This window comes from Macrococcus sp. DPC7161 (genome assembly GCF_004117835.1).
GTDB lineage: Bacteria > Bacillota > Bacilli > Staphylococcales > Staphylococcaceae > SDSC01.
This window is the reverse complement of record NZ_SDSC01000010.1, coordinates 17694-41482: the sequence shown is the minus strand read 5'-3', so window position 1 is coordinate 41482 and position 23789 is coordinate 17694. Positions and strand designations below refer to the sequence as shown.

Sequence of the window (23789 nt, the reverse complement as noted above, 5' to 3'; positions counted from 1 at the left end):
CATTATAATTCTGTATATTTAATAAATAACAAAGTATATATAGAAAAAAGGAGTATTACTTATGAATCGTTTCAAGAAAATTGCATTACCAGCAACATTATCAGTTTCAGTACTTGGTTTAGCTGCATGTGGTAGTAACAGTGGTGAAACTATCATCTCTTCTAAAGCTGGAGACGTTACAACTCAAAATGTTATTGATAACTTAGGTAAAGATGAAGTAGCGAAATCAGCATTCCAAATTCTTTTAAATGATATTTTAAAAGATAAATATGGTAAAAAAGTAGATGAAGATAAAATCAACAAACAAACTGACGATGAAGTAAAACAAGCTGGTGGTAAAGATAAATTCAATCAAATCCTAGCACAACAACAACCAGGTATGACTGTTGAAAAATATAAAGAATCAAAAGTAACAAACGAGTACCGTAAATTATTAATGAACGAAGCAATTAAAGTAACAGATAAAGATATCGCAGATAACGTAAAAAATGCTTCACACATATTAATTAAAATAAAATCTTCATCAGATAAATCTGGTTTATCAAAAGAAGAAGCGAAACAAAAAGCTGAAGAAATCTTAAAACAAGTAAAAGAAAATCCAAAAGACTTTGGTAAAATTGCTAAAAAAGAATCTGGAGACCCTGGTTCAAAAGCGAATAATGGTTCATTAGGTTATGTTGTTAAAGGTGACACTGTACCAGAATTCGAAAAAGCATTATTCAAACTTAAAGAAAATGAAATTTCTGACTTAGTTAAAACTGAATATGGTTACCACATCATTAAAGCAGACAGCGAAAAGTTGTCTAAAGCAGAAAAACAAAAAGTCATTGAAAAAGTAAGACAGGCTAAAATCCAAAAAGATCCAAATGTCTTAATTGATGCTTACAAAAAATTATTAAAAGACTATAAAGTGGATTATAAAGATAAAGAAGTTAAAAAATATGTTGAAGAGCAAATCTTAACTGCAAAAACAAGTGAGCAATAATAATAAAAGAAGTGAGATATCATGATGATATCTCACTTTTTTTATATCAGTCTCTTTATCAACGATACAAAAGCAGCAACTTCGGTAAAAAACATCACACTCACTCAAATTCAAAAAGCGATTTTGGTTCGTGTTCAGTTTTTACTTGTTGCTAAACGCTTTTATATCAGTCTTTTTATTAATCCAGTGATGTCGGTTTATAAAATTGTCGATATTCTAATGGGAATATACGCTCAGTAAATTGGCCTGGTTCAACACGTTTAAGGTGTTTGTCCATCATTTGAATTCTCGCATCAATATTATCAATAAAGTTCAATATCTCAGCTTCTTTAATCATTGGTGGTTTTGGTGAACCGTACTCTAATTTTCCATGATGAGAAAGTATCATATGTCTTAATAACATAATCTCTTCCCCTTCTATGTTATGTTCACGAGCCATTTGTGCAATTTCATCACTCATGATTGAAATATGTCCAAGTAAATTACCTTCTGCAGTGTATGTCGTTGCAACTGGTCCACTCAACTCTTTCACTTTACCCATGTCATGCAAAATGATACCTGAGTACAATAAACTTTTGTTTAATGTTGGATATATAGCTACTAAAGCTTCAGCTTGCTTAAGCATGCATAATACGTGATATAACAATCCTGATACAAAGTTGTGATGATTTGAACTTGCTGCTGGAAAGACGATAAATTCTGTTTGATATTTTTTTAATAGTAATCGTGTAATACGTTGTAAGTTTGCATTTTCAATATCTAATACATACTTCATTAACGCATTCATCATCTCATCTTTATCGATTGGTGCGTTTTCTAAAAAGTGCTCAAGTTTAACAGGATCTTCTTCATTCGCTATTCGAATGGCGTTGACTTTAAGTTGCAATTTATTTTTATATTCAATAATATCGCCTTTAGCTCTAACAATTGTTTCACCTTTTAATGTAGTCATGTCTTGTGGCGTTGGTGTCCAAAATCTTGCTTCAATTTCTCCACTTTTATCCTTGAATATTAAGGTTAAATAAGGTTTCCCTTGATTGGTAACACCTTGTGTTGCTTTATGAATTAAAAAGTATGCGTCAAAGGACTGCCCTTTTTTTAACGTTTCTATCGTTCTCATCATTTAGCCTCCTTTGATTGGTGCATGATTGTAATCGTTTGTTTTTGATTCACTACAGTTGATCGATTACATGTAAAATACAATACTTGATTTGAATCTATCTTCATTAATTTCTCAATAATACGCTCTCTTCGTTCTTTGTCAAAATGAACGAAAGCATCATCAATTAAGATAGGGAATGGATAGTATTTATTTAATGATTTGATTAAGCTTAATCTAAATGCGATATATAATAATTCTTTCGTTGATTGAGATAAATCCGTTGGATGGAACAGTTGTCCATCGTTTTGCTTAACAACCAATTGATGATTGATGTATTTGATTTGTGTGTACTTTTGGTTCGTTAAATCATTGAAGTAATCTGTTGCTGCATCAATAACTTCAGGCATACGTTTGTCACGCACCATTTTAACGTGTGCATTGATTAATACTTCGATATAGTTCACGCTTGATAAATCTTTCACCAACTTGTTAAGTTTTGCTGTTTCAATATTTAATTTTTGTCTTAAAAGTGGTAATGTACCATCGCGTTCAATAATCGTCATTTCATTTTGGATTTCTTGAATTTGTTGTGTTTGTTCATTCAACAAACTTTGAATTTCATATAAATGATCTTGAAGTTCACTTTCTTGAATACGTAAGTCTTCAGTCGTTACATATGCAAGTTCGCTGAGTGTTTCATATGCAAAGTTTTCAGACTCTAATTTTTTAGATACATTTTGGAATGATGATAAATGATTTTGATATTCACTATATTTTTCAAACTGTTGGTAATAATGACTTTCATCTTGTGCATTCGCCATTTGGAATAAAGCGTGCATTTCTTCAGCTACTTTGTTTAAACTGCGATCAATGATTTCGATTTCTTTTTGAACAAGACTTAACTGTTCTTCATTTTTTTCTAGTCTAAAATGCATTTTTTCATTTTGCGCAAGAATTTGCTTTAAGTCATGGAACATCGAAGATTCATTGATATCAACATTTAATTGTTGATTGATACCATTTTTAATGGTGTGAATACGCTCGATTTCTGTATTCTTTTCTTCTAACTGTTGCATCAATGCTTGCAATTCTTTTTTGTTTTGATGAATAGAATGTATCAATTTTACAGCTATACCTAAATGCGTGATATCAAATTGATTTTGAATATGTAATTTTTGTTGAAGAAACTGTAATTGTTCTTTCGCTTGATTTAATGCTTTAGTAGTCGAATCCGCTTCTTGAACATGGTGTGTTAAATTATTTTTCTCACGTTGAATCGCATCTTCTAACATTGCTTTTTGTTGTCGTAAATCACGTTGTTCATTCACATCAAATGATAAATCATAGTGCTTTGATAACTGATTAACACTTTCGGTTAATGTCTCAATTTCATCATGCAATGCCTTATTAAAATGAAGTTCAGGTTTTTTGTTAAATACTAGTAAAATAATGCTAAAGCACAGTAATACTGCAAATAAAGCACCAAAGATCATTTGTTGGTTTAAGAAACTATAAACAGATGCCCCTAAAAATACAAATGATAATAATACAAATAATAAGCGTAATTGGTTATATTTCTTTAATTGTTTATCTTCATAGCTTCTTGAAGCATCATCTATCGATTTGTATAGTGTTGTTTTTTCTTCTAAATGGCGTTTATCAGAAGCTAATTGAACACCTTTTTCGAAACGTTCATCATGAACGATGCCTTTATTTAATGTATCTAAATCTTTTTGCTTTTGTTTCAATGTTGTATCAATAAACGCTTTTTGACGCTCTATTTGATTTAAGTTTAATTGCGCTTTTTCATAATTTCTTGTTTCTTGATGTATTTGACTTTCAATCAATTCACCAACTTCAACATCATGAATACTTGACCAGCCTAAGTTATTCATTAAGCCTTCTTGTTCAGATTTTAATTGTTGAATTAAACGTTCTAAACGCGCAACTTCGGCTTTTGTTTCGTTATAATGCTGTTCTTCTTTTGTTAATTGTTCCACTTGTGCAATCAATTCAGGAGCGACTAACTGTATTTGTTCTTTTTCCTTTTGTAATTGATGCAATCGTTCTTGTCTTAACTGATGGTCTCGTTCTAAATTTAAATTTTGATGCTTTTGTGCTTCATAACGATCTATCCCGTGTTCAGGAAACTTTGGAGCCGTAATGTTAAGTTTTAATTCAAGCTGCTTCCATAATTTCATATCATCATGAAATGCCAATTCTTTTTGTTTACGTTTTTGTAACTCCGTTAACTGATTGATATGTTGCTTATACTCATCCACTTTCTTTTGAGCGGCTGTTTTATTTTTAATTAGTCCATCATATGTTTTAAATTGCTTCATCTTATCATGAATTCTAGATTCTAAAGATTCAATCGTTTCAATAGATTTCATGATTTGACTGTCTTCTTTAGTCAAATAATCCTCTTGAACAGATTTAATATGATCATTCATATGATTGAATTCATTAGAGCCAAAAATACCTGCTTGCAGTAAGTAATTTTGTAGATGTGATTCCGTCAATTGCTGATGCACTTCTTGTAAATCTAGCACATTGAATGAAAAAATGTTTTTATAAGTATCGTTTGTGATGAAATTGATTTTTTGATTAAACCATTCAAGGTCTTTTTTCATCCCGTTCATTGTAATGTTATGAATTTCTTTTTGGTTTAAATAAATACGCTCAATCTCAACAGTTTCATCATCAAACTGCATGATCATTTTACCACCAAATTGATTGGCATATCGCGGTTCTAATCGATGATCAATTTGATCAAATCCAAATAACATTAAATGAATAAAATGTTGTAATGTAGATTTACCTGCTTCATTTTCACCAAAAATTTGGGTAAAAGTTTGATTTAATTCAAATGTTTGATTGCTTAATCTACCAAAACCATAAACTTCTAAAGATACTATTTTCATGCATCATCCCTCATTACACTTTTTAAAATTGCTTCGCCATGCTTAAGTAACATAGACTTATCACTCAACTTTAATGGATCCATATATTTCTTCGCTTTAGATGCTCTAATGTCCGCCATCGACTGATAATACAACATTTCATCATTTAAAAATTCATCTCTAAATTCTTCATCTAGCGTATAAACAGCATGTGCTTCGTTTAACTGAATTTGATCAATAAATACAAAATTGACCTCATTTGCTTCAAATTGTTGCACTTCTGTTAATATTTTTCTTAATTCCGCTTGATCAACTAACGTTTCATGAGGATTATGGATAGTCAACTGATAAAATTGTTTCCCATGATTTCTAACACTTTCTTTAAAGTCGGTAATATCTTGATAGATCGCATGTTTTCCAACTTCAGATAAAGTGATTTCTGCTTGATTAAACGTAATGGTACTTGTCTTAACAAAAGAGACATTTAAATCAATATGATCTCCAGATACAAGTAAATATCCTTTATCCCCTAAACAATCAAAGCTATTTGCTTGAATCGTTCCAGAATAGTGGATATGAGGAATATCACTTATAAACTGAGCATTATCACTATGACCAAGCGCCCAGTAATGATACATCTTACTATTTAAATCTTCGACTTGAAATTCTGTAATGCGTTTTTTAATATCACTTTTTGCATATGTTCCATGTAATAAACCAATATGAATCGATTGATCAACATGCACAACTGGAAATCGGTCAATTTTATTTTCTAAAGAGTCTTCATTGAAGTAACTAAATCCATGAAGATAAACACGTGTTCCATTATTCGTAATCAATTCATAAGAACTTACATCTTGACCGAATACAATCACGTTATTTGGTATTTCAATATACGTATTAAAATTTAAGTAATCTTCATTTCCACAAATGTAATAAACAAATATATGTGCATCATTTAATCGATTGAATTGTTTTTGTATAAATTGATACGCACGAATCGATGGATATTCATGATGAAACAATCCACCTGAAATAATAATAAAATCAACTTTTTCACTGATTGCATCGTCAACTAACTTCTTAAAACTTGTAAAAGATGCTTCAACGACATCCGTTAATACCTTCTCTGGTAAATGACTTTCAAGTTGAAAAGGCATATCTAAATGAATATCTGAGGTATGAATAAATTTAATCATGACAAAACCCTCTCTTTTTATCGTTAACTTATATTTTACAATAAATTTGTATGTTTATGTTGTGTTATAAAGACAAAACCGAACAAAAATTGAATTTCTTTTGAATTTCATTTTTGTTCGGTTTATAAGATATATGAAATATATTAATCCACATCAAATAATGTGTTTAATTTGTTGATTTTCATCTCAGTATAATGTCGATAAGTCTCGTTATATGATTTAGGATCCTTCGGGTTTAAATAGTTTTCAATCTTTTTCGTTTTCGGATGAATAAATTTACTAGAAGCGCCACAACCTAAACCAATAATCGTTTGTAATTCTTCCATGATTAAAATATTATAAAGTGAACTTTGATTTGCTTTAGCATAGCCAACGTTTTCAAGGTTACCTAAAATGTTTTTCTGACGGTAAAGGTAATAAGGAATATAGCCATTTTCTTTGGCGAATGTTTGACTTAACTGCATCATTTTTATGACTTCAGTTCTATCAGCAACTTGATACTTATCTTTATTACGCGTCATTTCACTCGCACGCTTAAAACTTAAAGTATGCACTGTTAATGATTCTGGATTTAACCTTTTAATTTCTGAAAGTGAATGCTTCATTTCTGTTAATGATTCATTCGGCAGACCAATAATCAAATCCATATTGATATTGTTCATATGAAATGCTCTTGAAAGTTGAAATTTATCAATGGTTTCTTGAACTGTATGATGACGACCAATTGCCTTTAATGTTTCATCAGTAAAGCTTTGTGGATTAATACTGATTCGATCAATATCGTAATCATTTAAGACTTTTAACGTTGCTTCATCAATCGTATCGGGTCGTCCTGCTTCAATGGTTAATTCACGAACATGAGTCATGTCAAAATGTTTATAACACGCTTCTATAAGTAGCTTTAACTCTTCAGGCTTTATTGAAGTTGGTGTCCCACCACCAAAGTAAATCGTTGTGATTTTTTTTTGATGCGTTTTTAACCATTGACCGATTTGTTCAATTTCAAATAACAGCCCTACTAAAAATTCAGGCACTTGCTTTTTATGAATTTGAATTGCATAAGCCGGAAATGTACAATAAGCACACTTTGTTGGACAAAATGGAATACCAATATAAATACTCACTTCATCTTGTAATTGATATAAATCTGGAATTGCTTCATGTTGTACTTTAACGATATCACGCATCAAGTCAATCTTTTCATCATCAATTAAATACGTATGCTTTAAGTGCGATTTAATTGCTTCATGAGACTCACCTTTTTGCACCATTTGATGATACAACTTTGTAGGACGAATCCCAGTTAAAACACCCCAACTTTGATGCATACCCGTATGCTTCGTTAAAATATGAATGAGACATTCATTGATATGTCTTTTAAACACTTTGAAATCATCACTCGATTTATTTAATTCATGTTGGTAATGTTGATTGTCTATTGTTAAAGCTACTTGAATGCCATGGTCATATTGATGAATCTCAACTTGATTATCACCATGACCTTCAAATAAATAAGCATCCTCAAAATAAAGGTTTAATATATTACGAATATTCAATTGTAATCGATTAAATTCAGGATGGGATAAATAAAATTTCATAATGACCTCACTGTAAAATTGAAAATAAAGTATGCATATTTAATTAAATTAATAATTAAAAAGAATGATAAGAAATAAAAAGAGCTAAAAAGAATAAACCAAACAATATTTATAAATACAAAATCAAACACATCTAAATGGACAGCCATTTAGATGTGTCGGATAAAGCAATCAATTTATAATTAATTATTCACCTTGTGCTTCGTTCATACCGTATAATTCTTCTAACGGCTTCATAACGATGCGGTTAATGTCTTGAATAATCACACTCATACGTTGCTCAGCTTGCATTAATTTAGAAATGTTTTCATCTTTTTCAATTAATTCAGCAGTACTTTGAGCTTTATTGATATCTTCTTCAGTGATTTCTTGACCACTTAATTGTTTTTCTTGTAATGATAATTGAATTTGTCTAAAATCTTCAAAGATTTTTTTTGATTCAGGATTTGTGTTTACTGCATCATGTAAAGCTTTAATTTGTGCGTATTCATCGCTATTGCGAACAGCACTTTCTAATTGATTGGCTACATCATAAATATTGACTGACATAATATTCTCCTTCATTTTCAATAGTTGTTAATAATAATGTAACATATTCAGCGCATTTATACAAAAATGGCGATAATACCTTGGAATATTCCAATAATACCACCTAATAGGAAACCAAGTAATGTGATGAGTTTTAATTCCTTATTAGAAATTTCAATCACCAATTGCTCTAAAAATGATAATTCAAACTGATCAATTTGCTCTTTAATAATTTCTGCAATTTTTATTTTTTCTAAAATGATACCAATATTTTCTGCAGATCTATTTAATACATAATGAATCAATTGATCCCCCACTGGGCCTTCTAATTGCGCCATTTGTTTAGGGAAAAGTTCATAAATAGGTGTTGTTGTATAATGTGAAATATTTAATTTTTTGATGATCTTATCAATCATCGTGTCTTGATATTCATGCAATTGCGTTTCAGAAATGAAATCCATTGGTGTCTTTTGAATGATTGCTTCAAATTCTTGATCAATTTGCGTTTGAATGATGTTTTCAATTTTAGGTTCATAAGAAAGCTTTGTGAATTCATGAACGATACGCTCGGCAATCATTTCTTTAGTCATAAACATTTGAATCATACTGACTATTCTGCCCTTTTCATTAAAGAAGCGCTCTGTCATATCCATAATATCTTGATACCCTTTTTCAGAATTAACATACGTTCTTAACTTCTCTAAAGCTAATGGTGCTAGACTGTCTTTCTTTTGAAGACATTTGTCATATACTGACTGCGGCATAATTGTATGAATTGGCTGATGTTTTAATCTTTCAATTTCATGATCAGCAAATGCGTTCATCTTCAATTTTAAAGTTGATTCAATTTGATGAGACAAGTCAATATTCATTTTACTCGCAAAATGTTGGATATCATAGCGATTTTTATGAATATGTTGTAACTGTTTATTTAAAAATGACTTCACAAAAACTTCAGTTTGCTTTGTTAATATTTTCTCTTTAAACACTTCAGGTGTCAGTAAATGACTCGTTACCATTTCACCAATCTTAATGGATAACTCTTGACGCCTTTTTGGAATCAAACCTGGCGTAAACGGTAATTGATGTCCAAATAAATAAATGGGATTAAAGGGTCTAAAGAGCATTTTAATCGCGATGAAATTCGTAAAACCACCGATTAAAGCACCAATAACACCCATGAATATAATAATTCCTAATGTATGCATTTTTTCACCTTTTCTTTCGTATTGATATTCATATTATAGACTATACCCATTGTTTACAAGAAATATGAATCGCATGAAATTAATAAATATGAGTACAAAAATGAATATAAAAATAATCATAAAAACATAAAAAAGAACCGGACACTCCTTAAAATCAATAAGCGATTTTGGAGTTGTCCGGTTTTTACTTGTTGCTAAACACTTTTGTTTAGCCTTTTATATTACATTGTCATTAATAATTCGCTTTTCTTTTTATGATAAAAGATTTCAGCTTCACGTGCTTTGTATGAACCAAATAATGGTTGGTGTGATTCATCTAATACACGGTATAAATTAGAAATTTTGTTTTGTTGTAATGTAAATTCATTGTTTGTATCGATTGTTGTCCACATTAATTCATTGTTGTTGTCTTTAGTTGGGTATGCACATTCACCACGTGAAATCACTTGAATCACTTCTAATGGGTCGCCACCTAAAGTTGTTTGTAAAATTTCTGAATCACGGAACAATGCACATAATGAAATACATGTTGTCCAGTTTGGTAAAACGCGTTCTTTTTCGATTTGAACTAAAGTTTTTTTAGATAAACCGATTGTTTGTGCCATTGTATCTTGCGTGTAACCCGCTTCAATACGCACCATTTTGAATTTCGTTTGTAATAAGTCTGTAAATTTTTGTCTGTCCATTTCGATCTACCTTTCTAAGCACTATTATTTATCATCAATAATGTAATTTATACATTGAAAAAATACACATTTATTAAAGACACATTTACCATCTTAATATAATTCACAAAAAATTAAAAGTAAAAAAAGCGTAAAAAAGAAACTTTTTTTTCATTTTACGCTTTTCTATATTTTTAAATATATTTTGAATATTATGCGTATTATGTTGTTTAACATTTTGTATAAAATCCGCTTTAAGAACCATTACTTTTTGTGTATTATAAGACGTATTGCTTAAAAAATATCAATGTTTTGATATGATAAATATAATGATATACAGTTCAATGATAGGAAGTGTCTCCATGCAAGCAAAAGAAAGATTGCAACAAGCCAAACAAGGAGCTTGGGTGAGTATTTTTTCATATGTTATTTTAACTACATTTAAATTATTATTTGGCTATTTAAATCACTCAGAAGCACTTGTTGCTGATGGATTAAACAATGCGACAGATGTAATCAGTTCGATTGCACTATTGATTGGCTTATCCATGTCCATGAAACCAGCAGATCATAATCATAACTATGGTCACTATCGTTCTGAGTTTATCGCTTCACTGACAGCATCGTTTATTATGTTTGCCGTAAGTGTTCAAGTTATCCTTCAAGGTATCACGAACTTTATTAACCAAAACTTTAAAACACCTACTTATGAAGCAATGGGTGTCGCTCTTGTTTCAACGTTATTTATGCTCGTTGTTTATGCATACAATAAAAGATTATCTAAAAAAGTGGGATCAAGTGCTTTAAAAGCTGCTGCACAAGACAATTTATCAGATGCGTTAGTGAGTTTTGGAACATTTATTGGTATTTTAGGTGTATTCATTGGATTGAATTTCTTAGATACGATTGCTGCGATTGTTGTTGGTTTAATCATTATGAAAACTGCCATCGAAATCTTTGCAGAAACTGCCATTGCATTAACTGATGGCTTTGATGGAGAAACTTTAGCAGATATGGAACAAATCATTGCAGGTGTCCCTGGAGTTATACGTGTTGTTGATATTAAAGGTCGTAATCATGGCATGATGACATTTCTAGATGTTACTGTGACTGTAAATCCATTATTAAACGTTAAAGAAAGCCACGCCATTACAGAGCATATTGAATTTGAAATTAAACATTGTTTTGGTGCTGTAGAAGCCATTGTTCACCTAGAGCCAGATGATATGTATGACAATAAAATAGAACATTAAAAAAGAGATGCTGAGGCATCTCTTTTTATATAAGTTGATATTTAACCGCATACAACGATGCTTGTGTTCGGTCTGTTACTTGTAGTTTCGTAAAGATATGACTGACATGTGTTTTAATCGTTTTTTCAGATACAAACAATACTTCAGCGATTTCTTTATTTGTATAACCATTACTCATTTCTCTTAACACTTCTATTTCACGTTTTGACAATGGATTTTCTAAGTGTGGCAATGTGCCTGCTTGATTTTTTACTTTCATTACATGTGGATGAAATACTTTCTCTCCGTTATAGACACGGTTAATGGTCTCAATTAATACATCAGGTTCACTGTCCTTTATTTCAAAGCCATCTGCACCTGCATGCAATACTCCAAGCACATGCACTTCATCAACAAAACTGGATAAGATTAACACTTTAATGTCAGGATAATGCGTTTTTATATAAGCTGTTGTTTCAATGCCATTCATTTCAGGCATGACCAAATCCATCACGATGACTTCCGGATAATCTTGAGTAGTTTTTAAGTAATCAATCAGTTGTTGTCCATTACTAAAATCCTCAACGACTTCATATTGTGGTTGTGTTGATAATAAAAATTTCATCCCTTGGCGAACGATATGATGATCATCTACTAATATCAATTTCATATTAATGTTTCTCCATTTCAACGGTCACTGTTGTACCAATACCAATTTGGCTATCAAAATCGATATGTGCATGAATACTTTTCGCACGGGAAATCAAATTCATGAGACCATGTGTTGGTAATCGCTTTGCACTTTGTACATGAAAGCCTTGACCATAATCAATGACGACCATTTTAAATTTATTTTCGTCATCACTCAATATTATTTTTACATCTTTTTGATCCGTATGTTTATGTACGTTATTAAGTAACTCTTGCATCATGCGAAATAAGGTGGTTTCTTGTTCATTGGTCAATTGAATAAAACCTTGAACTTCAATTTCAGGTATTAAATGAATGGTACTCGCATATTGCTTAATGGCTTCAACAAATCCTTGCTCTAGTCCCATCGGCTTAAGTTGCCATATTAAAGATCGCATCTCGTTAACAGCATTTTGAGATGTTGTTTCAATCAAATCAAAGGCCGCTTTAGCATTGTCTTCATGCGTCATTTGCTTTGCTGCATGTGCGGTTAATTTAAGTGAAAACAACATCTGATTTACAGAATCATGTAAATCTCGTGCTAATCGATTACGTTCTTCTTGTAAGAGTGTTTCTTTCTCTTTATCCGTTAAATAGATACGTTTAATTGCACTTCCAATTTGAAAGGCAATCGATTCTAAAAGTGCCAAATCTTCTTCAGAGTATACTTTTGTATTTGGCGTAGCAACGTTTAATAACCCAAATCGTTCATCTCCTGAAACTAATGGAACGGTTGCATGGTGTGTGATATTATCCGTTTCATCTTCATATTGTTTACTCGCATTTACTATTCTTGAGCAAGTAATAATATTAGATGCTTTCGTTAATTTCTTTTGACTGTATCTTGAAACACACCAACATGGGCCATGTGTCATATAGTGGCAGTCTCTCTTAGTAAGAGCACTTGGTAATTTATAATCACTGACAAGCGTGTGTTTACCGCTATCATCGATAAAAAAGATCCAACCGGTTGAAAAACTAGTTCCTTCAACGAGTTTCTTTAGTGCTCCGTCCATCATCGAATAAAGTTCTGTTTCCTCATTCAAATATTCAGCAATTTCCTTTAAGAGCTTTGTTGAATTTTGTTTATGCATGTCATCATCTCTTATCGTTTGTAATTTACTTGATATAAATCATGTCTTCGATCGCGTAATTGTCTTACTGTACCATTTTCTCTACCACGACGTAATACTTCTAAATCCACGTCTCCAATTACAACCATCTCAACGTTTTCACCTGTTTCACCAACGATACCATCACGTGCAAATCCAAAATCACTTGGTGAATAAATGCCTGAACCTGAATATTGAATATCCATATTTTCAGTTTGTGGTAAGTTACCACACGTACCACTTGTTACAGTGTAAATTTGGTTTTCAATTGCACGTGCCATTGAACAATATTTTACACGTAAATAACTTTGTCTATCCTCAGTAGAGAATGGTGTGAAAATGATTTTAGCACCTTTCTCAGTTGCAATACGGGCCATTTCAGGGAATTCTGAATCATAGCAAATTTGAATCGCAATTTTACCACAATCTGTGTCAAATACTTCAATTTTATGGCCTGGAGAAATCCCCCACCAACGGCGTTCGTTTGGTGTGACATGAATTTTGTATTGTTTCTCGATTGAACCATCACGTCTAAATAAGAATGAGATATTATAAATTTCATCATCTTCTTCAACGAAGTGACTTCCACCAATAATGTTAATGTTGTAGCGCATTGCAAATTGATTAAACATTTCAATGTATTGATCCGTATATTTCGTTAATTGACGAATCGATTCCGCTGGATTACGCTTTTCATCAAAACTCATTAATTGCGTTGTTAATAATTCAGGGAACACGACAAAGTCACTTTCTGCATCATAAGCAACATCTACGAAATATTCAATTTGGTTTGCAAACTCTTCAAATGAGTCAATTTTACGCATCATATAGTTTACAGTACAAATACGAACGGGATCACTCGTTTTAAAGTGAATATTTGATTTTGGTACATAGTCCGGATTGTTCCATTCCATTAACGTTGCATATTTACTAGACTTTAAATCATCCTTTAAATAATTTGGATTAATACGCATTAACGTAAAGCCATTCATATATTGGAATGTTAATACTGGGTCTTTAATTTTATGTTTAATAACATCATTTACATATTCACGTGGCGTTAATTCATCTTGATATTTATGATAGTTCGGGATACGCCCACCAATGATGATTGATTTTAAATTCAATTCATAAGCAATCTCACGACGTGCTTCATATAAACGTTGTCCAACTTTCATACCACGGAAATCTGGATGTACCATCACTTCAATACCATATAAGTTATGGCCATTGTCATTATGGTTTGTAATATAACCATTCTCAGTAATGCCATCCCACGTATGACGGTCATCATACTCATCAAAGTTAATAATTAAACTTGAACATGAGCCAATAATTGTACCTTCATATTCGATTACCATTTGTCCTCGTGGGAACAATTTAATATGTGACTCTAAATGCTCAGGTTTCCAAGTTTCCATCCCTGGAAAACATATTTTTTGTAATTCTATAATTTCAGGTATATCCCTTAATTCCATTTGTCTTGCTTCAATTGATTTATTTAATTTCTCTAAGTTAATTTCTTCTGTCATGTTATTCTCCTTAAAGTGCGTTATAATATGATAGTTAATCTTATTATACTAAATTTTGACGAATACATAACAATACCCGTATTTATTCATAAATTAACAAGGAGTGCAAAATGAAACTTACAATTATACCTGAATTCGCTGGACAATCAATTGAATCTTTATTTCAATCATTTCAATTACCTAAGAAAGTCATGCATGAATTTAGAATGTCTAAAGATTTTATGATCAATGATCAACCTGCAAATTTTAGAAGTTTATTAAATGAGGGGGATATCTTAACTATCCCGATGCAAGAAGAAGTGAGCAACTACAAATCATCATATCGCTTATGTGATGTGAAATATGAGGATGAATTTGTTGCCATCTTAGTGAAAACTAAAGGTGTTAAAACACATCCAAACGAATTATCTGAAACAAATACATTATTAAATCATGCCATTTATACTTTAGATACGGATTACGTTGAACCTGTACATCGACTCGACCAAGAAACTGTTGGTTTATTACTTGTTGCTAAAAATCCATTAATCAAAAAAATATTAGACCGTATGTTAGAAGAGCGAAAAATTACTCGTACTTATAAAGCTGTCGTAAAAAGTCATTTACCATTAAAACCGCAAGTCATTGACGCACCAATCGGTAAAGATAAGTTACAATCAAATAAACGTCGTGTTTCACCTACTGGTCAACGTGCGGTAACGAACATCATTTCATCGAAAGCATTAGGTGATGGAACTGCTGAAGTTGAACTTACTTTAGAAACAGGACGTACACACCAAATTCGTGTGCACTTAGCTCATATCGGTTACCCGGTTTTAGGAGATCCTTTATACAGTGATTCTAAATTACGTCAATTACAACTACAAAGTTATAAATTATCATTCGTTCATCCATTTACAAATGAATTAATTGAAGCATCACTTGAGCAATAATTTTGAAATGCTTCACATTTTTCATTACGATATGATTTGTATATAAGAATAATTTGGAGGATTATCATGGAAACTGAATTACAAGCTTTACTGAATCGTAGCGCTGTTAAAGTATACGATTCTACATATAAAATTGAAAAAAGTGAATTAGAAGAAATTTTAACTTTCGCTAATCGTGCACCATCAGCATGGAACTTGCAACATTGGCATTTCTTAGCAATCACATCAGATGAAGCTAAAGAAAAGCTTTTGCCAATTGCATATAATCAAAAACAAATTACAGAATCTAGCGTTACAATTGTAGTTCTTGGAGATAAACAAGCTAACTTGAATGTCGAAACGATTTATGGGTCAGCAGTTGAAAACGGAGAAATTACAGAAGATATTAAAAATATGGTTCAAAAACAAGTTGAAGCAGTCTATCAAAATCAAAACTATGCATATGAAGCAGCTGTTATGAATGCAACATTTCCTGCAATGCAAATAATGAATGCTGCTACTATTAAAGGTCTTGGCACATGTGCTATTGGAGGCTTTAATAGAACACAACTTGAAGAAGCATTTCAAATCGATGAGCGTTTTGTACCTTTAATGTTAATTACTATCGGTAAAACGTTAAAAGACCCTAGAACTTCAACAAGAAGACCATTAAGTGAAGTTGTCACTTATCATTAATAAAAAACATCAACCTCTCCACTTTAGGAGAGGTTGATGTTTTTTATTTATAGCTTGTTGCTGAACACTTTTGTTTCAGTCTCTACTTTTTAATCAACTTATCTTTCACAAATCCTAATAATCTTGAGCGTTTGCTCATTTGTGGTACATGTTTTACTTCTACAGGTTTTGTATAACTTCTTTCAACTGCATTTGCACGTCTAACCAGCTCTTCTTGTGAGTTAACTGGCTCAGCATCATTTCGTACATAATGATACACACCATATTGGTCTTGTTCACGTGCTTTTTGATTGTCTGATAATTGTAATTGTAAGAAATCTTTTAATTCTTGAACAATACTTTCATCTAAAATTGGGAATAATATCTCAACACGTTTAATCATATTACGCGTCATCATATCCGCTGATGATAAGTACATTTTTTCCTCACCATTGTGATAGAAATAGTAAATGCGTGAATGCTCTAAAAATCTACCAACGATACTGATTACACGAATATTTTCAGATACGCCAGGAATGCCCGGTTTTAAACAGCAAATTCCACGAATGATTAAATTTACTTTCACCCCTGCTTGAGATGCTTCAAATAACTTTTTAATTACGGTCTTATCAGTCAATGAGTTCATTTTTGCAATGATTAAACCGTTACCGTTTTGTTTATGACATTCAATTTCTTGGTCAATATGTTCAATAAATTCATCACGAATTTCAAATGGTGCTACATGCAATTTATTGTAAGTAGGTTTTTCAGAATAACCACTTAAATAGTTAAAGAAATTCATTGCATCATGGCCGATTTCTCTATTTGTTGTGATGATACCCATATCTGTATAGATTTTAGCGGTTTTATCATTGTAATTTCCTGTTCCTAAATGAACATAAGGTACAATTTCTTCACCGATTTTTTTCACTACTAATGTAATTTTAGAGTGTGTTTTTAAGTGTGTCATACCATAAATCACATGACATCCAGCTTCTTCTAACATTTTTGCCCAATGAACATTGTTTTCTTCATCAAAACGCGCTTTTAATTCAACGAGTACAGTAACTTGTTTACCTGCTTCAGCTGCATTTTTCAATGCTTCAATAATAGGTGAATCACTCGATACACGATAAAGCGTCTGTTTAATCGCTAACGTATTTGGATCCATTGATGCTTCTTTAATAAAGTCCACAATTGGTGTAAATGATTCATATGGATGATGGAAGAATAAATCCTTTTTCAATGCCGCTTCATAAATATTTGATTTACCTAAAGACTTAGGTGTACATGGCTCAAATGGTTTAAAGGCAAGCTGTGGTAATTTATTTTGTACAATGCCTGTTAATTGGAATAGCATTGTTAAATCTAGCGGTCCATTGATTTTGTAAACGTCACGTTCTTCAAGTTCAAGTTCTTGCTGTAAAAATGATCCATTGATTGTCTCATCAAAACGTGTATCAATTTCAAGACGCACTGCTGCACCACTTTTACGTTTCTTTAAAAACTTCTCAATCTCAATAAGTAAATCTTCAGCGCCATCTTCATGAATCGTTAAGTCGGCATTTCTAGTAATTCTAAATGTAAAAGTGCGCTTAATTTCATAACCTACAAATAATCTATTAATGAAATGTGTGATAACATCTTCTAATAAAACAAAAATTGTTTTATTTTCGTTTTGTAACGTTATGATACGATTCAATAATGCTGGAATTTGAACAATTGCAGACTTTTGCTCTCCTAAAGGTGTCACAACATCAACAAAAATATTTAAAGATTTGTTAGATAGTTTCGGAAATGGACGATACGCATCGATACCTAGTGGTGTTAATGTCGGTAAAATTTCATAGTTGAATTTTTTCTCAATATTCATGTAGTTCTCTGGTGACAATTCATCCATACTTTTAAAGTAAAATTGATGACCTTCTAGTTCACGTAAGAGTTGATGATATTGATCATATTGTTTCAATACGTTATCTCTATTCCCTTTGTCAATTTCAATCAATTGTTCTGTAGGCGTCATGCCTGTTTTATTTTCTGGTTCATTAAAGTTCATTTTAACTTGGTCTTTTAATCCGGCAACACGGACCATAAAGAACTCATCTAAGTTAGAGCTTGCAATTGCTAAAAATCTAAGTCGTTCTAACAAAGGGTTTCGCTTATCAAAAGCTTCTTGAATAACGCGATAATTAAAGCCTAACCAACTCACTTCTCGGTTATTGTAATATGCTGTGTTATTTAAATCTAAACTATTTACCATGCCTGTCACATCCATTTTGTTTTATGTTATCACTTATTTATACCGAATTAATGTAAATTCTTTGTAAATATGATGTTAAGTTTTGATTTGATAATTTTTTCGATGTGCTTTTTCTGTCTTTCAGCTTGGTATTCTTCGGCAATTGGATCCCCTTCATACATAATTACCAAATCATAATTTTCTTTATTTTTTTCTAAATACAATGATTGAACAATATTCGTATTACTCACATTTAACGCATAACTAAACTTTAAAATGCTGCCTAACATTTGAATACTGTCTTTTTCATCCCCTGAAAACCATTTCGTTTCATCTTCATAAAACTTTAATAATGATTTATTTTTATAACTTGAAAGTAAGGCAAGTTTCACACGTTGTTTATGTTCAATACCATTTAAACTTGAATTCGAGATAATATAATATGTATGTTGACTTGAAGCGTCCGAATCAATATAACTTCCTAAGTAATATAAGTAAGCTGCATTTCTTAAAAGTGCTTTATCTTGTTTATTACCTTTAATCAATTCATTTTTTTCAAGTTCATAATACAATGCTTCTGCAATCATTTGACGTTGATGTGCTTCTTCTTTATTAATATTATAATCACTCGCCAAGTTTTTTAGACTATTCTTGAAGACATTATCTTTATCAAAAGGATGATCATGAGTCTCTTCAAGTGTCTGCATGATTACACCTTCACGTAAGCCTTTACGAGAGAAAATAAATCCTTTAGCATCCACATAATCAAATAACGTATTAAATAATAAACAAGATGGTACGATGATGTCTTGACGGTCACGACTTAATCCATCTAAATCTTCTAAATCATCTCCATCTGACTTCACGAGTTCTTCAAATACTTGTTCTAAATCAGATGATTTCATGCGATAACCGTGGACACCTGCAATTGGATATTCCGTAAGTGATTGATGAATTCGAGCAATATTACGCGCAGATCCCCCAATTGCTATGATTGGTACTTTACGCTTTTCTAACCATCTTAGTGTTGAAAGTTGTTCTTTAATAAATGCTTTACATTTTTCAATGGCTTCTTTATCATTATGTGCTTTATCTTTAAAGAATAACTTTTGTAACGTTACAACACCAAACGGGAAACTATGCGAATGTTTTAATTCTTTATCTTCAAAATAAGTGACTTCAGTACTACCGCCACCAATGTCCACCGTTACACCATCTTCATAGTGTAACGTATGAATCACTGCATAAAAGCCATAAAATGCTTCTTCTTTTTCTGAGATAATACGCATTTCAATATCTGTTTCTTCACGAACCGTTGTTATAATCTCATCTATGTTAGAAGATTGTCTTACAGCGGCCGTTGCAACCGGATATAAAGAACGTACATTAAATTTCTCAGCAACTTTTTGGAAACTTTTTAAAGTATCACAAAGTACTTGTACCCCTTCTTTTGACATGACTTTCTCATCATCTAAATATTGATAAAGTCTTGCTGGTGTTTTAATGTTTTGTAATTCTTGTAATCCTGACGCTTTCGAATATTCAAAAATCACCAAACGTATGGTATTTGAGCCGATATCGACTAATCCTATTCTATCCATAGTGCCTCCAATTTATTTTGGGTGAATCATTTCCTCAGGTTTAATCCACGCATTGAATTCTTCTTCTGTTAAATAACCACTCTTAAGTGCTGATTCTTTTAAAGTTAAACCTTCTTTATGTGCTGTTTTTGCAATATATGCTGCTTTTTCATATCCGATATGAGGATTTAATGCTGTAACTAACATTAAAGATTGATTTAAGTACTCTGTAATGTTCTCTTCAATCGGTTCAATACCTACTGCACAATTGTCATTAAATGAACGCATACCATCTGCTAATAAATAAATAGATTGTAATGTATTGTACATGATGACAGGTTTAAATACGTTTAATTCAAAGTTACCTTGGCTTGCTGCAATACCAACAACTGCATCATTACCCATCACTTGAACAGCAACCATTGTTAACATTTCTGATTGTGTTGGATTCACTTTACCTGGCATGATTGATGAACCTGGTTCATTTTCAGGAATTGATAATTCACCTAAACCAGCACGAGGTCCTGATGATAACCAACGCACATCGTTTGCAATTTTCATTAAGTCAGCAGCTAACGCTTTAAGCGCACCATGTACATAAGTCACTTCATCATGTGCTGTTAATGCATGGAATTTATTTGGTGATGATACGAAGTCATAACCCGTTTGAATACCAATTTGTTTTGCGACACGATCACCAAACTCAGGGTGTGCATTAATACCAGTACCTACTGCTGTACCACCAATTGCTAAGTTCAATAATTGTTTGCTTGATTCTTTAATAATTTCTTCAGATTTATCAAGCATATAACGCCATCCTGAAATCTCTTGTCCTAATGTTAATGGGGTTGCATCTTGTAAATGTGTACGACCAATTTTAATAATATTCTCAAATCTATCTTCTTTTTCTTTTAAAGTTGTACGTAACTTTGTTAATGCAGGTTGTAAATTAGAAACAATTTCATGATAAAGTGCAACATGCATAGCAGTTGGATAAGTGTCGTTTGAACTTTGTGATTTATTCACATCATCGTTAGGATGTACTGTTTCATCCGAACCTTCTGCTTTTAAATAATCATTTGCAACGTGTGCAACTACTTCGTTAACGTTCATATTACTTTGCGTACCACTTCCTGTTTGCCAAACAACTAATGGGAAATGGTCATCTAATTTACCAGATAAAACGTCATCACATGCTTTTACAATTGCATTTGATTTCGCTTCTGATAATTTACCTAAACCTAAATTGACAATTGCTGCTGCTTTCTTTAAATGTGCAAAACCATAGACCACTTCAATAGGCATTTGTTCTTTACCAACTGGAAAGTTTTGCTTACTACGTTGCGTTTGAGCTCCCCAAAACTTATCTGCTGGTACTTTAATTTCTCCAAAAGTATCATGTTCAATTCTGAATGTCATTTATAATTCTCCCCTTATATGTTTATTCACTATTATTTTACCATTAAATAACGCTTACATTCACAAAAAATACAAAAAAAATAACACGAAAAGTTCGTGTTATTTTTCATCAATATTGTCTTGTTCTTCTAATTGTTTTTCTTCATACATTTCACTATTTTGTTTAGAGATTTGTTCCATTTCTTTACCTAACTCAACAACATCATCGAAGTTTTGTACCATTTCGTTTTCAGTAACATGCTCATTTGTCATGATCATCACTTCCTTTAATAATGTTAAGCAAATTTACTAAAGTAATATTCTTTCACATCTTCTGGTAATCCAGCCGCTGCTTCTAAATCTAAAATCACATTAACCATGCGATGTGTTTTTAAATTTGCTGCTTCAAAATTGCCACCAGCTTCAGTTTGATATAACTTTTCAATCAACGATGCTTTATTCGCACCTGTTGCAACAATTACGATTTCACGTGCTGCACGTAATCCTGTATCTTCTTTTTGACCAATATATTGATATCCGACTGATCCATCTGAATCTAAAGAGGCGAAAAGTGTTGTTAATTTACCTTTATTTTCTTTTGTTTTAGCTTCTGATTTAATTAAATCAATAATACCTTTGTCTTTACCTGCAGCATGATATTGACGTTCAACAAGACCAATATTTGAATATGCATCTTTCTTTTGGTCATAATCAAAAACGTGAATTTGGCTCATATCAACTGCATTTTTTTGTACATCTGCTTTTACAGCATCTAATACTAAATCCGCTTCATCATTTAAAGCTACCGCAACAATCGAAGTTGGATTATTATTTAATTGTTTACGGAATAAATCTGCTGCATACTCACTTACGATTTGCTTATTTTCAAAGATTTTAAAATTCATTGCCATAATAACGCCTCCTGAAGTTCTATCTGTTATACACCGTATACCCTTTTTTAACTGTAGTTAAAACATTTATTTCATCATCTATTATAACAAAATCTGCTTGCTTTTGCTCTTTGATACTTCCTAAGCGGTCATCAACACCTAAACTTTCAGCTTGATTTAAACTCATCACACGCCAAAGTGTTTCAATAGTTTCGTTTGTAAATTGTTTTAATAACTTTAATCCTTCATTCATTTTTAAAACACTACCCGCTAACGTACCATCTTCAAGTCTTGCTTCTTGTCCTTTAACATAAACTGCCTGTCCACCTAGTTCTGAAGCACCATCGCCTAATCCTTTTGCACGCATCGCATCAGTAATCACCATAAACTTCGTATTCCCTTTCATGCGATAAGCGATTGCAACCGAACCAGGATGTGAGTGTACGCCATCAACGATACATTCTGTTTTTAAATCATCATTTAATAATGCGGCACCAAATGCGCCAGGTGCTCGATGTGTAAAAGGTGTTGCTGCATTATATAAATGCGTGATATGCTTTAACCCTTTAGTCACAGCGTTATTCATGCCATCAAAATCAACGATAGTGTGTCCCGCTGAAAAAATAATATCATCACATTGTTCAATGACCTCTAATGCACCTTCCACTTCAGGAGCAATGGTTACGATTTTTATTTGATTGTTACTTACCTTTTGTAATTCATGAACAAGTTCAACAGTGGGTCTAATCACGTACTTTGGATTTTGTGCACCCACTTTATGTTCAGAAATGAATGGCCCTTCTAAATGAATACCAAGTACTTCTGCAAATTCGTTGTTTTGATAATCTGCAATATTGGCCAATGCTTTTTTTACGCGTTCTATATCATCAGTCATGGTTGTCGGTAAAAAACTCGTCGTCCCTTCAGATACTAAATTTTTGGCAAGACCTGAAATCGCTTCTTTAGTTGCATCCATCGTATCAAAACTGTAACCACCATGAATGTGAATATCAATAAAGCCAGGTAATACATGTTGACCTTTACAATCAATTGTTTCTAAATCTCCTTGATACGATCCATGATGAATAGACTCAATCGTACCATCTTTAACAATGATATAACCGTTGTCTATGACACCTTGCTCTGTATATATTTTTCCGTTTGTGAATACTTTCATTTACATCACCTTTTAATTCGCTATTTAAAAATTTGCATTCTTGTTATATAATTAATATATTAAACCATTAGGGGGATAACTTTAATGAAAACTTTATTAATTGGCATGGTCGTTATTTCATTTTTAACAGCATTATTAACTGCAGGCCGTGAATCAAATTATGGT

Annotated in this window: 20 protein-coding genes; 4 read left to right on the top strand and 16 right to left on the bottom strand. The window is 31.9% G+C overall.

Annotated features, from left to right (window positions below; translation table 11 throughout):
• Positions 1 to 61: 61 nt before the first annotated feature.
• On the top strand, positions 62 to 985 hold the full coding sequence (locus tag ER639_RS10960) for a peptidylprolyl isomerase (RefSeq protein WP_129065804.1): 924 nt from the start codon (positions 62 to 64) through the stop codon (positions 983 to 985).
• A gap of 178 nt (positions 986 to 1163) precedes the next feature.
• Here ER639_RS10960 and yhaM read toward each other — a convergent pair whose 3' ends face one another.
• From yhaM to xdrA, 7 genes are all read right to left on the bottom strand, one after another.
• On the bottom strand, positions 1164 to 2105 hold the full coding sequence (yhaM, locus tag ER639_RS10955; RefSeq protein WP_129065803.1) for a 3'-5' exoribonuclease YhaM: 942 nt from the start codon (positions 2103 to 2105) through the stop codon (positions 1164 to 1166).
• A complete protein-coding gene (locus ER639_RS10950) occupies positions 2105 to 5011 on the bottom strand; it encodes an ATP-binding protein (RefSeq protein ID WP_129065802.1) in 2907 nt (968 codons plus the stop codon). Before ER639_RS10950 ends, yhaM begins: the two co-directional genes overlap by 1 nt.
• Entirely contained in the window at positions 5008 to 6189 is a 1182-nt protein-coding gene (locus ER639_RS10945) for a metallophosphoesterase family protein (RefSeq protein WP_129065801.1), read from the bottom strand. The genes ER639_RS10950 and ER639_RS10945 overlap by 4 nt, the downstream gene beginning before the upstream one ends.
• Before the next feature lie 143 nt (positions 6190 to 6332).
• On the bottom strand, positions 6333 to 7787 hold the full coding sequence (locus ER639_RS10940) for a coproporphyrinogen III oxidase (protein ID WP_129065800.1): 1455 nt from the start codon (positions 7785 to 7787) through the stop codon (positions 6333 to 6335).
• A 186-nt stretch (positions 7788 to 7973) separates the two neighbouring features.
• Positions 7974 to 8336 carry a YlbF/YmcA family competence regulator gene (locus ER639_RS10935; protein WP_129065799.1) on the bottom strand — a complete coding sequence of 121 codons (363 nt, stop codon included), beginning with the start codon at positions 8334 to 8336 and terminating at the stop codon, positions 7974 to 7976.
• Between the two features lie 56 nt (positions 8337 to 8392).
• Positions 8393 to 9523 (bottom strand): DUF445 family protein, encoded by a 1131-nt coding sequence (locus tag ER639_RS10930; protein WP_129065798.1) that lies wholly within the window; start codon positions 9521 to 9523, stop codon positions 8393 to 8395.
• A gap of 221 nt (positions 9524 to 9744) precedes the next feature.
• On the bottom strand, positions 9745 to 10209 hold the full coding sequence (gene xdrA, locus ER639_RS10925; protein ID WP_129065797.1) for an XRE family transcriptional regulator XdrA: 465 nt from the start codon (positions 10207 to 10209) through the stop codon (positions 9745 to 9747).
• A gap of 341 nt (positions 10210 to 10550) precedes the next feature.
• Between xdrA and ER639_RS10920 the strand changes: the two genes are divergently transcribed.
• A complete protein-coding gene (locus tag ER639_RS10920; protein ID WP_129065796.1) occupies positions 10551 to 11441 on the top strand; it encodes a cation diffusion facilitator family transporter in 891 nt (296 codons plus the stop codon).
• 25 nt (positions 11442 to 11466) lie between these two features.
• Here ER639_RS10920 and ER639_RS10915 read toward each other — a convergent pair whose 3' ends face one another.
• From ER639_RS10915 to ER639_RS10905, 3 genes are read right to left on the bottom strand one after another with little or no spacing between them, the layout of a single operon-like run.
• The gene (locus ER639_RS10915) at positions 11467 to 12090 is read right to left on the bottom strand and encodes a response regulator transcription factor (protein WP_129065795.1); all 624 of its coding nucleotides are present in this window, start codon (positions 12088 to 12090) and stop codon (positions 11467 to 11469) included.
• Position 12091: 1 nt separating this feature from the next.
• The gene (locus ER639_RS10910) at positions 12092 to 13204 is read right to left on the bottom strand and encodes a GAF domain-containing sensor histidine kinase (protein ID WP_129065794.1); all 1113 of its coding nucleotides are present in this window, start codon (positions 13202 to 13204) and stop codon (positions 12092 to 12094) included.
• An 11-nt stretch (positions 13205 to 13215) separates the two neighbouring features.
• Positions 13216 to 14754, bottom strand: coding sequence for a bifunctional GNAT family N-acetyltransferase/carbon-nitrogen hydrolase family protein (locus ER639_RS10905; RefSeq protein ID WP_129065793.1), 1539 nt, complete (start codon positions 14752 to 14754; stop codon positions 13216 to 13218).
• 110 nt (positions 14755 to 14864) lie between these two features.
• On the opposite strand from ER639_RS10905, the gene ER639_RS10900 reads away from it, so the two are divergent.
• Both ER639_RS10900 and ER639_RS10895 read left to right on the top strand, forming a co-directional pair.
• Entirely contained in the window at positions 14865 to 15686 is an 822-nt protein-coding gene (locus ER639_RS10900) for an RluA family pseudouridine synthase (protein ID WP_129065792.1), read from the top strand.
• Between the two features lie 66 nt (positions 15687 to 15752).
• Complete coding sequence (locus tag ER639_RS10895; RefSeq protein WP_129065791.1) at positions 15753 to 16361, top strand: nitroreductase family protein; 609 nt, start codon at positions 15753 to 15755, stop codon at positions 16359 to 16361.
• Between the two features lie 82 nt (positions 16362 to 16443).
• On the opposite strand, the gene ER639_RS10890 is transcribed toward ER639_RS10895, so the two are convergent.
• The 6 genes from ER639_RS10890 to nagA form a co-directional block, all read right to left on the bottom strand.
• Positions 16444 to 18600: an RNA degradosome polyphosphate kinase gene (locus ER639_RS10890; protein ID WP_305036097.1), complete on the bottom strand. Its 2157-nt coding sequence runs from the start codon at positions 18598 to 18600 to the stop codon at positions 16444 to 16446.
• Between the two features lie 47 nt (positions 18601 to 18647).
• Entirely contained in the window at positions 18648 to 20180 is a 1533-nt protein-coding gene (gene ppx, locus ER639_RS10885) for an exopolyphosphatase (protein WP_129065789.1), read from the bottom strand.
• A 12-nt stretch (positions 20181 to 20192) separates the two neighbouring features.
• A complete protein-coding gene (gene fumC, locus ER639_RS10880; protein WP_129065788.1) occupies positions 20193 to 21578 on the bottom strand; it encodes a class II fumarate hydratase in 1386 nt (461 codons plus the stop codon).
• A 99-nt stretch (positions 21579 to 21677) separates the two neighbouring features.
• A complete protein-coding gene (locus tag ER639_RS12335; protein ID WP_164993431.1) occupies positions 21678 to 21830 on the bottom strand; it encodes an SAS053 family DNA gyrase inhibitor in 153 nt (50 codons plus the stop codon).
• A 23-nt stretch (positions 21831 to 21853) separates the two neighbouring features.
• A complete protein-coding gene (locus ER639_RS10875; RefSeq protein ID WP_129065787.1) occupies positions 21854 to 22468 on the bottom strand; it encodes a sugar phosphate isomerase family in 615 nt (204 codons plus the stop codon).
• A gap of 19 nt (positions 22469 to 22487) precedes the next feature.
• Complete coding sequence (gene nagA / locus ER639_RS10870) at positions 22488 to 23624, bottom strand: N-acetylglucosamine-6-phosphate deacetylase (protein ID WP_129065786.1); 1137 nt, start codon at positions 23622 to 23624, stop codon at positions 22488 to 22490.
• Positions 23625 to 23789 lie beyond the last annotated feature (165 nt).